The sequence below is a fragment of the Arthrobacter sp. 754 genome (assembly GCF_040548695.1).
Lineage (GTDB): Bacteria > Actinomycetota > Actinomycetes > Actinomycetales > Micrococcaceae > Arthrobacter.
Genome location: NZ_JBEPSC010000003.1, coordinates 538,658 through 550,919, shown reverse-complemented (window position 1 = coordinate 550,919; position 12,262 = coordinate 538,658). Strand labels below are relative to the sequence as shown.

At 67.2% G+C, this 12,262-nt stretch carries 10 protein-coding genes; 4 read left to right on the top strand and 6 right to left on the bottom strand.

What is annotated here, in order from left to right; translation table 11 throughout:
* Nucleotide 1 precedes the first annotated feature (1 nt).
* A complete protein-coding gene (locus ABIA70_RS11870; RefSeq protein ID WP_354147757.1) occupies nucleotides 2–313 on the top strand; it encodes a putative quinol monooxygenase in 312 nt (103 codons plus the stop codon).
* On the top strand, nucleotides 313–825 hold the full coding sequence (locus ABIA70_RS11865) for a gluconokinase (RefSeq protein WP_354147756.1): 513 nt from the start codon (nucleotides 313–315) through the stop codon (nucleotides 823–825). Before ABIA70_RS11870 ends, ABIA70_RS11865 begins: the two co-directional genes overlap by 1 nt.
* Nucleotides 826–1,288: 463 nt before the next feature.
* Here the strand turns inward: ABIA70_RS11865 and ABIA70_RS11860 are convergent, their stop codons facing one another.
* Both ABIA70_RS11860 and ABIA70_RS11855 read right to left on the bottom strand, forming a co-directional pair.
* Nucleotides 1,289–2,083 carry an SDR family oxidoreductase gene (locus ABIA70_RS11860; RefSeq protein WP_354147755.1) on the bottom strand — a complete coding sequence of 265 codons (795 nt, stop codon included), beginning with the start codon at nucleotides 2,081–2,083 and terminating at the stop codon, nucleotides 1,289–1,291.
* Nucleotides 2,080–2,961: a helix-turn-helix transcriptional regulator gene (locus ABIA70_RS11855; RefSeq protein ID WP_354147754.1), complete on the bottom strand. Its 882-nt coding sequence runs from the start codon at nucleotides 2,959–2,961 to the stop codon at nucleotides 2,080–2,082. Before ABIA70_RS11855 ends, ABIA70_RS11860 begins: the two co-directional genes overlap by 4 nt.
* Before the next feature lie 102 nt (nucleotides 2,962–3,063).
* Here ABIA70_RS11855 and ABIA70_RS11850 point away from each other — a divergent pair, with 102 nt between their 5' ends.
* Nucleotides 3,064–4,515 carry an MFS transporter gene (locus ABIA70_RS11850; protein ID WP_354147753.1) on the top strand — a complete coding sequence of 484 codons (1,452 nt, stop codon included), beginning with the start codon at nucleotides 3,064–3,066 and terminating at the stop codon, nucleotides 4,513–4,515.
* A 169-nt stretch (nucleotides 4,516–4,684) separates the two neighbouring features.
* Here the strand turns inward: ABIA70_RS11850 and ABIA70_RS11845 are convergent, their stop codons facing one another.
* The 3 genes from ABIA70_RS11845 to ABIA70_RS11835 all read right to left on the bottom strand — a co-directional run bounded on the left by ABIA70_RS11845 (nucleotide 4,685) and on the right by ABIA70_RS11835 (nucleotide 9,323).
* A complete protein-coding gene (locus ABIA70_RS11845) occupies nucleotides 4,685–5,716 on the bottom strand; it encodes an NADPH:quinone reductase (RefSeq protein ID WP_354147752.1) in 1,032 nt (343 codons plus the stop codon).
* Between the two features lie 362 nt (nucleotides 5,717–6,078).
* The gene (locus ABIA70_RS11840) at nucleotides 6,079–7,791 is read right to left on the bottom strand and encodes a flavin monoamine oxidase family protein (protein ID WP_354147751.1); all 1,713 of its coding nucleotides are present in this window, start codon (nucleotides 7,789–7,791) and stop codon (nucleotides 6,079–6,081) included.
* Nucleotides 7,788–9,323: an amino acid permease gene (locus ABIA70_RS11835; RefSeq protein ID WP_354147750.1), complete on the bottom strand. Its 1,536-nt coding sequence runs from the start codon at nucleotides 9,321–9,323 to the stop codon at nucleotides 7,788–7,790. Before ABIA70_RS11835 ends, ABIA70_RS11840 begins: the two co-directional genes overlap by 4 nt.
* Nucleotides 9,324–9,435: 112 nt before the next feature.
* Between ABIA70_RS11835 and ABIA70_RS11830 the strand changes: the two genes are divergently transcribed.
* On the top strand, nucleotides 9,436–11,229 hold the full coding sequence (locus ABIA70_RS11830; protein WP_354147749.1) for a PucR family transcriptional regulator: 1,794 nt from the start codon (nucleotides 9,436–9,438) through the stop codon (nucleotides 11,227–11,229).
* On the opposite strand, the gene ABIA70_RS11825 is transcribed toward ABIA70_RS11830, so the two are convergent.
* Nucleotides 11,208–12,023, bottom strand: a complete 816-nt coding sequence (locus tag ABIA70_RS11825) for a nitrilase-related carbon-nitrogen hydrolase (protein ID WP_354147748.1) — start codon at nucleotides 12,021–12,023, stop codon at nucleotides 11,208–11,210. The genes ABIA70_RS11830 and ABIA70_RS11825 overlap by 22 nt on opposite strands.
* Between the last annotated feature and the right edge of the window lie 239 nt (nucleotides 12,024–12,262).

The following is a 12,262-nucleotide window of genomic DNA, read 5'->3' as shown; positions in this document are numbered from 1 at the left end:
CATGACCGTCATCGTCACCGCCGTGTTCACGCCCAGGGACGGCGCGTTCAACCAAGTTGCCGCCGCCCTCTCCCCCGCCATCGCCGAAGTCCATGAGGAGCCCGGGTGCGAGCTTTACGCCATCCATGAGGCACCCAACGGCCAGATCATCATGATCGAAAAGTGGGAAACTGCCGAACTGCTCGACGCCCACGGCGCAGGTGAGCCCGTCAAACGGCTCAACGCCTCACTCGAGGGCCTTCTGCAGGGGCCCGTCGAGGTCACCCGGCTCTCGCCGATCCCCGCCGGAACAGCCCAGCAGGGAACACTCTGATGAAACCCGTACTTGTCGTAATGGGCGTGTGCGGGGCAGGAAAATCCACCGTAGGCGCCGCCCTGGCGCAACAACTCGGTGCCACCTTTGTGGACTCCGACTCACTGCATCCTCCAGCCAACATCGCGAAGATGGCCGCGGGCACCCCGCTCACAGACGAGGACCGGTGGCCCTGGCTCGAACGCGTCGGCTCCCAGCTGGCCTCGGACCATCCCGAGGGAATCGTTGTGGCTTGCTCGGCTCTGAAACGGGCCTACAGGGACGCGATCAGAGCCCAAGCATCCTCGGCGATGTTCGTTCAGCTCGACGTCGCGCTGCCCCTCCTGCAAAGCCGCTTGGCCCAGCGACCCGGGCACTTCATGCCGCCTTCGCTCCTCAGCTCCCAACTGGAGACATTGGAGCCCCTCCAGGCAGACGAAACGGGACTGACCGTTTCAACCGGCGAAGGAATCGAGGCAACTGCGAACGGCGTAGTTTCCCGGCTGCATGACCTCCAAGTGATTGGTACGTAACCCATGAAGGGCGGTTGGGACGCGGGCCAGGCTGGAGAGCAGGGCGTGTTGAGCAATGTCGAAGGACTGGCCATTCGCGTCCAGGGGCGCTGCCTGCCTTTTAACCCCGGCTTTCTTTGATCGGTGCCCGGGACGGTTCCCGCTCTGGTTGACGGGTTGTCAGAAGTAAGTGCTGCTGTCATGGGGCGGCGGCCGGTCCCCTGCAGCAAGGTGTCCGGACCAGGCGGCGCTTCGGCGACTGGATTTTCCGCACCTCGTGCAGCGTCGATGGAAGGTCCCATCCGGGTCGGTTTCGGCCAGCCAGTGGTGTCCCAGGTTCAACTTACATAGAAGCGTCTCAAACATGATGCGATCCATCTTTGTGAACTAGGCGGCACATAGGAACCCCGCGCCGCCGCTCAATTCTACGCGGGTGGCGTCCAAATCTACAGCAGCATTTCCTGCAGCCACGTGGCAAGATTCATCAGCGCCGCTCGCCGCGCGGCCCTTTTCCGGCCGAGATCGTGGCGAGGTCCTGCCGGAACGTCTCGGGTTCTTGCGTGACGGGGAGGTCGACAGTGTCTTCGGCGCCGTCGAAGGATCCGACTGGGTCCGGCGTCAGGGAGTCGAAGACTGACGTGAGGTGGTCCTGTTCGGGTCCGTGGTCGGCGATGAGTTCGAGGGTTTTGTGGTCTGCGGCTTCGGTGTGAAGGCTGTCGATGAGAACGCGGGCGATCTGGTCGCGGGCGATGGCGCCGTCGGCCGGTGTTCCTGCCTGGCGCCTGTCGCCCTGGAGCATGACGATCTTGCGCTGGTCGGGTTGGTTGTAGTCGAACCAGCCGGGCCGGACGATCGTGTAGGGGTTGCCGCTTGCCCGGATGAGCCGCTCGCTGCGCAGCTTCCACTGGGCGTAGGCGACGCCGGGCCGGGTGGTGCCGATGGCGGTCATCAGGGCAATCCGCACCCGACGACCGCCCAGTGCACGGAGGACGTTTGCCACCCCGGTGTAGTCGTTGTCCCGCACGTCGCGTTCAGTGGTGGTGGATCCGTGGGTGAATACAACAGCATCGACTCCCTCGACAGCAGCGTCGAGGGTTTCGGGGCGGGTCAGGTCGCCGACGACGATTTGGACGCCGTCGGGAAGGGTGCGGGCGGCGCGGGTCCTGTCACGCACGAGCGCCCGGACGGCGTAGCCCTGTTTCAGCGCCTCGGCCGCGGCGTGGCGGCCGATGCTTCCGGTGGCACCGATGATCAGGACAGTGGTGGGGCGGTCAGTCAATTCTTCTCCTTGACGGGGATTTCTTCGGCGGTGCGCTGGGTGGCAGCCCAGCTGGCCAGGACCTTCAGTGCGTCCTCCGAAGGTGTCGCGGGATCTGCTGTGTACACGTTGATGCGCAGTCCCGGATCCGCGGCCAGCTCCAGGGCCTCGAAGCTCAGGTCCAGGTCACCCACGATCGGGTGGTGGAGCCTTTTGCGGCCGGTGCGGTGGTACTTCACGTCATGACGGGCCCACCTGGTGCGGAACTCCTCGCTACGGGTGGAGAGTTCACCGATCAGGTCCGTGAGGTCCTTGTCGTACGGGTTTTTCCCGGCCGCGGAGCGCAGGACGGCCACCATGTCATCCGCCGCGCGTTCCCAATCGGCGAAGAACTCCCGCGCCTTCGGGTTCAGGAACGTGAAGCGTGCGCTGTTCGGCGGGGTGGTTTGTTCTGCCATCAGGTCCAGGTACAAAGCCCGGCCCAACTCGTTGGCGGCCAGGACATCGCCGCGGTCGTTGCGGACCCACGCGGGCGCCGTCGTGATCGCATCGATGACGCGCTGCACGCTGGGCCGCACCGTCAGCGGGCTGCGTTTGCGGCGCACCCGCGGGGAAGCCGTGGCGGCGCGCGCAAGATCGAAAAGGTGGGCCGTTTCGGCGTCGTCGAGCTTGAGGGCACGCCCGAGGGCTTCAAGGACACTGTCCGAGGCGCCGGAAAGGTTGCCGCGCTCAAGGCGAATGTAGTAATCGATGCTCATCCCGGCGAGCATCGCGACCTCCTCGCGGCGCAGCCCGGCAACGCGACGGTTGCCGCCGTAGGCCGGCAGCCCGGCCTCCTCAGGCGTGATCTTCGCGCGGCGGGAGGTCAGGAATTTCCGCACGTCATCGCTGTGTGTCATGGCACCCACGCTACGCCGCCGCCCCGGAACGAGGGAGGCACTGGCATTACCCGGAAGAGCAGTGACTCCCGGCCCGCAAGGAATCACTGTTCCATTGAAAGCATGAAACCTGTACCCACAACAGCTCCCCACCCGGCAGCGATCCTGGCGATCATCCTCGCCAGCTACTTCATGATCCTGCTGGACAACTCGGTCATCTTCACAGCCCTGCCCAGCCTGCAGGCCAACTTGCAGCTGAGCACCGGCGAGCTCTCGTGGGTCCAGGACGCGTACACGCTGGTCTTCGGCGGACTGCTCCTGCTGGGCGCCCGGGCAGGAGACCTGCTGGGCCGGCGGCGCGTGTTCGTCTTCGGGCTGGTGGTGTTCTCCCTCGCGTCACTGCTGATCGGACTGGCACCTGCAGGCTGGTGGGCGATCGCCGGCCGCGCCGTCCAGGGTATCGGAGCAGCGATCGTCGCGCCCGCCTCGCTGTCCCTGCTCACGGCGAGCTTCCCGGAGGGCCGTGAGCGCACCCGGGCCATCGCCCTCTACGGTGCCACAGCAGGGATCGGCGCCAGCCTTGGCCTGGTCATCGGAGGGGCGCTGGCCCACTGGATCTCCTGGCGGGCAGGGTTCTTCGTAAACGTACCCATCGGAGCGGCGATGATCGCGCTCGCTCCCCGGTTCCTTCCGGAAACCGGACGGGCCAGCGGCAGCTTCGACGTGTTCGGCGCGCTCAGCGCAACCCTGGGTGTGGGCGCGCTCGTGTTCGGCATCATTAACACCGCTGATGCGGGCTGGAACTCACCGGTCACCGCCTCCAGCGTGGGCGCCGGCGTCGTCCTCCTGATTGGTTTCGTGCTGATCGAACGCAAGGCAGCCCAGCCCATCATGCCGCTCCGCCTGTTCGCGAGCCGCCGCCGCACCGGCGCTTACCTGGCCCGCTTCCTCTACCTCGGCGCGATGATCTCATTCTTCTTCTTCACCACCCAGTTCCTGCAGGAAGTGCTGGGCTTCGACCCGCTGCAGGCCGGCATCGGGTTCCTCCCCATGACCGCGGTCAACTTTGCCGTGGCGATGGCGGTCCCGCGGCTCGCGGGACGGCTGCCGGCCTCAGTCCCCCTGCTGACCGGGATACTGCTGACCCTCGCGGGGATGTTCTGGCTGAGCCGCGCCGGCGTCGACTCCTCCTACCTGACAGGGATCGCCCTGCCGATGATCCTCATCGGCGCCGGCCAGGGTCTGGCGTTCGCGCCGCTGACCTCGTTCGGCATCATCGGTGCGCCCGCGGCCGACGCCGGGGCAGCTTCGGGCCTGGTGAACACCTTCCATCAAGTGGGCACCTGCCTTGGGCTCGGCATTGCGGTCGCCGCCGCTGCGACAGCGCCCACGGCCGGTACCGCCGCAGCGGACCTGGCCGCCCAAGTCAGCTCTGCGCTCACCACGGGCAGTGTCCTGCTGCTCCTCGCCCTGGCCATTGCAGCGGCCCTCATCCTGCCTGCAGACCTCGCTGCCCGCCGCACCAGGATGTTGCCGGCCGCACGGCCTGTGGCTCAAGCGGAGCCTGCCCGCTGACTGCCTGCCCCGCACTTATGGGGGTACTGACATGCACTCCCAGCAGGGCCGTGACCCCTGTTGACTGGAAACCGGCCCACAACTTAGTAAGGAAACCCGACATGCGAGCAACACTGATGTACGGCGCCGGCGACGTGGGACAGCGCCGGGATCCCGATGCGTTTACCTGCTAACCCGCTGACACATCGATGAGCACCTTGCCGACGATGCTCTCTTCCACCGCCGCGTGGGCCGCAGCCGTATCAACCAGGTCAAAGCGATGCAGCGGCAGGCCCGCGGCCTCTCCCACCGGAAGTGCGCCGTCGGCGATGGCCGCGTTGATGTCCTCGGCGGCGGCTTGCACCGCCGCCATGCCAACGGTGTAGAGCAGCACGAACTGGTAGCGGACATTGAGGCTAAAATGCCTGCGCACGTCAAGGCTCACCAGATCGCCGCCGTTGTTGGCGTAAACGGCGATGGAGCCGCGGTTGCGGATCACTGCCAGGTCGAGCTCCGCGTTCCGCGCAGGTGCCACCTCCACGATCTGGTCGACGCCGTTGGGAGCGATCCGGCGGATCTCCGCGGCTGCGTCGGTTTCCCGGTAATTGATGACGTGATTGGCGCCGGCGGCCGTGGCCAGCGCAGCCTTCGCAGGTCCGCTCACGGTCGTGATCACAACGGCTCCGGCCCACCTGGCGAGCTGGATCGCCGCGTGGCCCACGGCGCCGGCACCTCCCGCGACGAGAACCACTTTGCCGTCCAAGGCTCCCGGGTGCAGCCGCCGCGGCCCGTCCTCGGCGATGGTCAGGGCCCGATGGGCGGTGACCGCGGGAACGCCCAGGCATGCGCCGACGTCGAACCCGGCGTTCTCCGGCAGCGGGAACACCCGCTCGGCAGGCAGGACGGAGAACTCCTGGGCTGTCCCGCCGTCGGCGCGCTGGTAGGCGGCCAACGCCAGCCAAACCCTGTCGCCGACGTGGAAACGCTCGACGCCGGGTCCGACGGCATCCACCACTCCGGCGCCGTCCTGGTTCGGCACGACCTCCGCGAAAGGCAATGACTCCCCCGGTTTGGCGCCGCGGCGCGACTTCCAGTCAGTGGGATTCACCGCGGACACCACGATCCGCACACGCACCTCCCCGGGCCCCGGGTCGCGGATGCCACGGTCGATGAGCTCGAGAACAGACGGATCGCCGGTGGCACGGTACACGATAGCTTTCATACTCAGACCTAACGCCGGCCCGGACCGAAAATTCCCTCCCGCCGCGGGCGGACCAGATGCTACAACGGTCCCTCCTGGCCGTAAACCCACCATGCCCGACGCCCATCCAAAGGATTTGACGCTGTGAGGCTGTTGGCGATGTGAGTCCACGCGAGTTCGTCCGCGCCGGTGCCGGACGTTAAACGTTCAAGCCGCAGGATCGTTTTTCGGGGCTCCGCGTCCGCGCTGAGCGCGACCCGTCTCGTTTCCACTTGCTGGACGACTCGCTCATCGTTCTGCTTCCCAGGCCGCTGCAGGCTGGACCAGCAGTTTCTTTGTGAACTATCTTTTCCCGGAGCAGCCCAGCTCTCCAGACCGGCGTTTCAGTCCAACATGATTGGCCCCATCTCGGCCAGCAGTTCGCCCGGTCCGGGGTTCCCGGTCGGGGTCCGGCCGCCGAGGTGGTTGACCACACCCCAGACCGCGTTCAGGCCGGTGGTGACGGCGCCTTCGGCCCAGCCGGCGGTGAACGAGACGTCGTCGCCGGCGAGGAAGATCCCGCGCTGTTCCGCCGGGAGCCCGTCCTGCTTGAAGTGGGTGAAGAGCCGCTGCTGGTAGCGGTAGTGCCCCGGCAGGTTGGCCTTGAAGGCACCCATGAAGTTGGGGTCGGCCTCCCAGGAGACCGTGATCGGCTGGCCCACGATGTGGCCGGCGATGTCGACGCCGGGGTAGATCTGCTCCAGCGAGTGCAGCATCAGCTCCACCCGTTCTTCCGCGTCAAGCGCCAGCCACTTCAGCGCGTCGTCGTTCCAGGTATAGGACAGCAGGATCACTGCTGGCTGGTCCGGGCCGTTGTCCAGCAGGTATGTGGCCCGGTTCAGCCGGTCGGTCAGCGTCATGGACAGGATCTCGCGGCCCGTCTCCGGGTCCGTGTCCTTCCAGAACGGCCGGTCCACCATGACGAAGGTCTTCGAGGACTGCATGTAGTGTGAGCGTTCGATCGCCGTCCACAGCTCCGCGGGAAACAGCGATTCCTCGGCATGGATCCGCGTCGACAGCAGCCAGGACTGGCACGTCGCCACTACCGCCGGGTACGCGGATTCGCGTCCCCAGCGTTCGCGGATCCGGAAGTTCCCGCCGCCGTCGCGGGCGATGCGGTTCACGGCGCCCCGCGGGGCACCCGCGTGCAGCGACGCAAGCGACGTGCCGTCCGGCCAGTGGGCCATGCCCGACGGCGCGTGCTCCCACAGTGCCTCGGGGAGCCGCTGCGCGCCGCCGGCGATGAGCCGGTGCTGGTCATCGGCGTCGGTGTAGACGACCCGGAGGATTTCGAGGATGGAGTTGGGGAAGTCGGTGTCCCATCCGCCGGTGCCGAATCCCACCTGCCCAAACGCCTCGCGGTGGGCGAAGCCGGCCTCCTTGAAGGAGTCGCTGCCGGCGATGAAGCCGTAGAAGGTCTGCTCGTCCAGCTCCGGGAGCAGCGCGTTCCACAGTTCCTTAATCCGGGCGGTGTCCCTGGACCGGATAGCCTCCTGCATTTCGGCGAACCGGGCGCCGTCGTTCACGGCAGCCTTCCACGCGTCCGCCACCTCGAGGAAGAACGGGGGCAGATCCGCGGCTGTCTCGGCGTAATACTTCTGGCCAGCGAGCTCGATCACCGTGCTTGAGGTGGCCGGCGCAAGCGGATTGGGGAACTCCTGGGTCTCCAATCCGAGCAGGTCCACATAGTGGTAGAAGGCCTTGCCGGAGACTGGGAACCGCATGCCGCCGAGGTCCGCCACGATGCCCGGGGCGGACGGGAAGCTGGCGGTCCTCAGCCGGCCGCCGATCCTGTCGGCTTCATAGACCACCGGCCGCAGTCCCAGCTTCATGAGTTCATAGGCGGTCACCAGCCCGGACAAGCCGGCACCGACGACAGCGACCTCCGTCCCGTACAGCTCGGGCGGCACCGAGCCCAGGCCGTCGGGGTGGGCGAGGTAGTGGTCGTAGCTGAACGGGAAGTCCGGATTCAGCATGGTGATGGGTGCCTCGGCCGGACGGACGCTGGCCGGGATGGAGACCGGTTCGGGGGCCGGCAGTTCGGTGGCGGTGGTCATCGGATCTCTGCCTTCAGTTCCTGGGTTGTGGTGTTGTTGCCGGGTTGGCTGCTTGAAAGTTCACGGTATTCCTCGTGGCTCAGCGTGGCCACCCTGGAGTTGTTCCGGCCGTAGCCGAAGTAGGCGGAAACGCCCACGAGCATCCAAACACCGAAGACCGCCCAGGTCTCCGCGCCGAGGTTGGCCATGAGGTAGGCACACATGAGGGCGCCGAGAACCGGTGTCAGCGGGAAGAGCGGGACGCGGAAGCTGCGCGTGAGCTCCGGCCGGGTCCGCCGGAGGTAGATGACCGCAACGTTGACGAGGGCAAACGCGAACAGCGTGCCGATGCTGGTGGCGTCCGCGAGGGCTCCGAGCGGCACCAGGCCGGCAGTCAGTGCGACGGCGGTGCCCACGATCAGGGTCCCGGCAACCGGTGTGCCGGTGCGGGCCGAGACCCGGCCGAAGACCTTGGGAACCAGGCCGTCGCGCGACATTGAGAGCAGGATCCGGGTCTGCCCGTAGAGGACGGTCAGCACGATACTGGCGATGGCGAGCACAGCGCCGACAGCGAACACCAGGCCAACCCACGGCTGGCCGGTGATTTCTTCAAGGATTTTCACGAGAGCCGCCTCGGTGCCGTCGAACCAGCCCCACGGGCGGGCGCCGACCGCGGCCACAGCCACGAGAACGTAGATGCTGGTGACGATGAGCATGGAGAGCAGGATGGCCCGCGGGAGGTCGCGCTTGGGGTTGCGGGCTTCCTCACCGGCCGTGGAGGCTGCGTCGAAGCCGATGTAGGAGAAGAACACCCGGGAGGCTGCAGCCGAGACGCCGGCGGCGCCCATCGGCATGAGGGGTTCGAAGTGACCGCCGTTGAAGGCGGTGAAGGCCACGGCGCAGAAGAACAGCAGGATGCCGACCTTGACCACGACGATCGCGGTGTTGATCCAGGCGCTCTCCTTGGCACCGCGGACCAACAGCACCATAGCCAGGACCACAATGACGATTGCGGGCAGGTTCAGCAGCCCGCCGGCTCCCGGCGGCTGGGACATGGCGTCCGGAAGGGCCAGGCCAAAGACCGCCAGGGCCTCGTTGACGTACTGGCCCGCGCCGACCGCGACGGCGGCCACGGAGACGGCGTATTCAAGCACCAGGCACCAGCCGCAGATCCAGGCCATGCCCTCGCCCATGGTGGCGTACGTGTAGGAGTAGCTCGACCCCGCGGCGGGGACCATCCCGGCCATCTCCGCATAAGACACAGCGGAGAGCAAGGCGGCCAGTCCGGCGATGGCGAACGAGATCCAGATGGCCGGGCCCGCGAGCGGCACCGATTCACCCAGGATGACCAGGATGCCGGTGCCCAGGGTGGCTCCGACGCTGATCATGGTCAACTGCAGCACGCCGAAGCTGCGAACCAGCCGTGTGCCGTCGTGCCCGGTTTCCGCCTCGCTGACCAGTTGGCCGATCGGCTTGCGGCGGAGGAGTTGGGCAGCGAGCCCGGGACGGCCGGGGGCCGGCGGGCGTTCCCCGAACAGAGTTGGCGCAGTCATCGTTGACGTCCTTATCTTCAGAAGTGGTCTGTTTCCCCTGATCCACCCTAGGCGTGTGAGCCACCTCTCAACGTTGTGCAAAATGACCTGTATTCTTCAGCTATGAGACTTAATGCACTGTCAGATCGGCCACCGGCCCGATCGGACGAGGGCAGCGGCCGTGGCTGCTGAGGACACCGAGCGGTTTGGTTTCGTCACGCTGTCGCAGTTTCTGCGCCAGCTCCCTGCGCTGGATGTCCTGCACGACGCCGGCAACGGAGACGAGCGCTTGCGCTGGGTCGAGCCGAGCGAGCTGGCTGACCCGACCCCCTACCTTCTCGACGGCGAGTTCCTGCTTACTGCCGGCCTTCCCTTCGAGGCTGACGGGGGCAGCGAGGCGGCGGTGGATGCCTACGTGCAGCGCCTGGTCGTGGCCCGGGTCGGGGCGCTCGGCTTTGGCCTGGAACCGTACTTCGAGGCCGTGCCGGATGCCCTCGTCCAGGCCTGCCAGCGGCACAACCTCACGTTGGTGTCCATTCCGGGTTCCATCCCGTTCGCTGCGCTGGGACTCGAATTCTCCCGGCTCCTTGAGTCAGACAACGCAAAGACCTTCCGCCAGCTGGCCGATACCAACCGGCAGCTCATGCGGGCGGTCCTGTCAGCACGCCCCGAGCACGAGCTCCTCGCAGCCCTGGTCCAGCGCGTCCCGGTCTGGGCCGTGCTGGTCGGGGCCGATGGGCGGGTGCGGGCCCGGGGCTCGGCCAGCTCCACGGGCCCGAGCATGGCCTCCGGTGCTCACGGCACTGGTGCCGGCGCCGTGCCCGGAGTTGATTCCGCCGCTTTACAGCCACTGCTTTCCCGGCTTCTCACCGGCAGCGGCCCCCGGGTGGAAATGGATTCATTCGACGCTGAGGGCTCATCGCTGGTCTTCGGTTACCCGCTGCGCAGCACCCGGGACGCCAATCTTGGAGCGCTTGTCCTGGGCACGGACGCCCCGCTGACCCCGGCCCAGAACAGCGTGGTCTCCACCGCCGTCGGGCTGCTGGAATTGCTTGTCCGCCAGCGCACCAGCGGTTCCCTGGCTCCGAGCCAGCTTGCCACGGCACTGCTGTTGCATCCAGAAAGCGTGGCCTCGGGAACGACCCGGCAGGTCAACGGCTTGAAGGACCTGGTGGCCCAAAGCATTTCCTCCACCCGCTCCGGGCAGCTGCGGGTCGTAGAGGGCGTTCGGGTGGAGGCCGCCGCGGCCAGCGACGGGGCGACGGCCGGACCGCGCCACAAGGACGAGGGCCCGGTGCGGGAGCTGCTGGAATGGCGCAGGCTGTTCGACACCAAACTGGTGGAACACACCGACTACGGCTTTGCCGCCATCACCCGTCTCAAGGTCGACGACGCCCTTCTCGCCGAGGTGGAGCGGCTAGGCTGGCGCCTGGTGATCAGCAAGGGCAGCGAATTCGCGGGCCTGGCGGACGCCTACCAACTCGCGTCCTCGCTGCGCCACCGGGTGCTGACCAGCGGGCGGAGCGTCCGGGCGGACGAGGTCACCTGGTCCGTGACGGGTCTGCTGGGCCCGGAGGCCGGCACCATGCTGGCGGACCGGCTGCTGGCACCCGTGCTCGCGCTCGAGCCGGAGCGCCGCGACGCGCTGCTGGGCATCCTGCGGGCCTGGCTTGGCGAAAACGGCAGCTGGGACGCTACTGCAAAGTCCACGGGGCTGCATCGCAACAGCGTCCGCCGGCAGATCGGCGTCATCGCCGAATTGCTGGCCCTGGATCTTAATCAGGCACAAGCCCGCGCGGAGCTCTGGATCGCCCTCCAATACATCGCCCATCGGGACCAGGACGGGTTTGAGTTGCCCGACGTCCAGGACGCTGCCGCTTCGTTCGATACCGGGCCCCGCACGGTTCAGATGCCCCACGACCGGTAAAGGTCCGGGCGGCGGTCGCGCAGGTAATCCACGGCGTCGTCCGCGTCATGCGCCCTGTCTGTGACGGCGTCCACAATGCCTCCCAGCTCGGCAAAGAGCAGTTCCGTCCCTGGGCCGGCCACGGCCAGGACCGTGCCGTCCGGGCCCGCAACGATGCTGCCGCCGCGGAAGTCGCAGCCTTCCCCCGAGCCGGTGTGGTTGGCGTACGCCACCGTCAACTGATTCTCCAGTGCCCTGGCCCGGACCAGCACCTGCGGCACTGCATCGAACCCTCCGGCTAGTGCCGTCGGCACGAGCAGCAGTTCGGCACCGCGCACGGCGGCCGCCCGCGCGGACTCGGGAAACTCGATGTCGTAACAAATGGCCAGGGCCGTCTTGAGTCCGTGGAATTCCACGACCCCGGGGGCTGCCGCAGCCGGGGAAAACGCTGCCCGCTCTTCGGGGCCAAACAGGTGCACCTTGTCGTAATTGAGCAGCTCGTGGCCGGACGCATCAACTAAGGTTGCGGAAATGTGCCACTCCCCCGCCGGCGTAACAGCGGGGAGGCTATAGACCAGCGCGATGTTGTGACGCCGGGCGATGCCGGCCAGGACCTCCCGAAGCGCAGGCAGCGTGGTTGGATCGAGGGCTGCCCGCAACCGCAACGGCGCGTAGCCCACCGGGAAGAGCTCCGGTGTCAGCAGCAGTTGTGCACCTGCGGCGGACGCCTCACGCGCCGCCTCCCCCACCGCAGCACAGTTCGCCTTTACATCCAGCACGGCGGAGTTCGCCTGCATCACAGCCAGCAGCACCATTACCACCTCACGATTTCACGACATCTCCGCAGCCTCGCAGCCGACTCTCACGTCCAGCCTAGCCGCGGCCCGGGATGCCGCATGTGGTGCATTTCAGCCCGGCAGGCGGGTGAGCAGGGCGGATCGACCCCGCCCCCGAGGTCTGCGGACAACGGCGTCTTCAGCGAGCCTTCGCGGCCCACATTACTGTCCGCCACGGGCCTCAGCCGTTCCCGGCCGTCGCTTCGGTGTCCGCGTCG

Coding starts and splice junctions, on each gene's coding strand:
- ABIA70_RS11870 (WP_354147757.1), top strand. CDS start 2: ATGACCGTCATCGTCACCGCCGTGTTCACGCCCAGGGACGGCGCGTTC.
- ABIA70_RS11865 (WP_354147756.1), top strand. CDS start 313: ATGAAACCCGTACTTGTCGTAATGGGCGTGTGCGGGGCAGGAAAATCC.
- ABIA70_RS11855 (WP_354147754.1), bottom strand. CDS start 2,961: ATGACACACAGCGATGACGTGCGGAAATTCCTGACCTCCCGCCGCGCG.
- ABIA70_RS11850 (WP_354147753.1), top strand. CDS start 3,064: ATGAAACCTGTACCCACAACAGCTCCCCACCCGGCAGCGATCCTGGCG.
- ABIA70_RS11845 (WP_354147752.1), bottom strand. CDS start 5,716: ATGAAAGCTATCGTGTACCGTGCCACCGGCGATCCGTCTGTTCTCGAG.
- ABIA70_RS11840 (WP_354147751.1), bottom strand. CDS start 7,791: ATGACCACCGCCACCGAACTGCCGGCCCCCGAACCGGTCTCCATCCCG.
- ABIA70_RS11835 (WP_354147750.1), bottom strand. CDS start 9,323: ATGACTGCGCCAACTCTGTTCGGGGAACGCCCGCCGGCCCCCGGCCGT.
- ABIA70_RS11830 (WP_354147749.1), top strand. CDS start 9,436: ATGCACTGTCAGATCGGCCACCGGCCCGATCGGACGAGGGCAGCGGCC.
- ABIA70_RS11825 (WP_354147748.1), bottom strand. CDS start 12,023: ATGGTGCTGCTGGCTGTGATGCAGGCGAACTCCGCCGTGCTGGATGTA.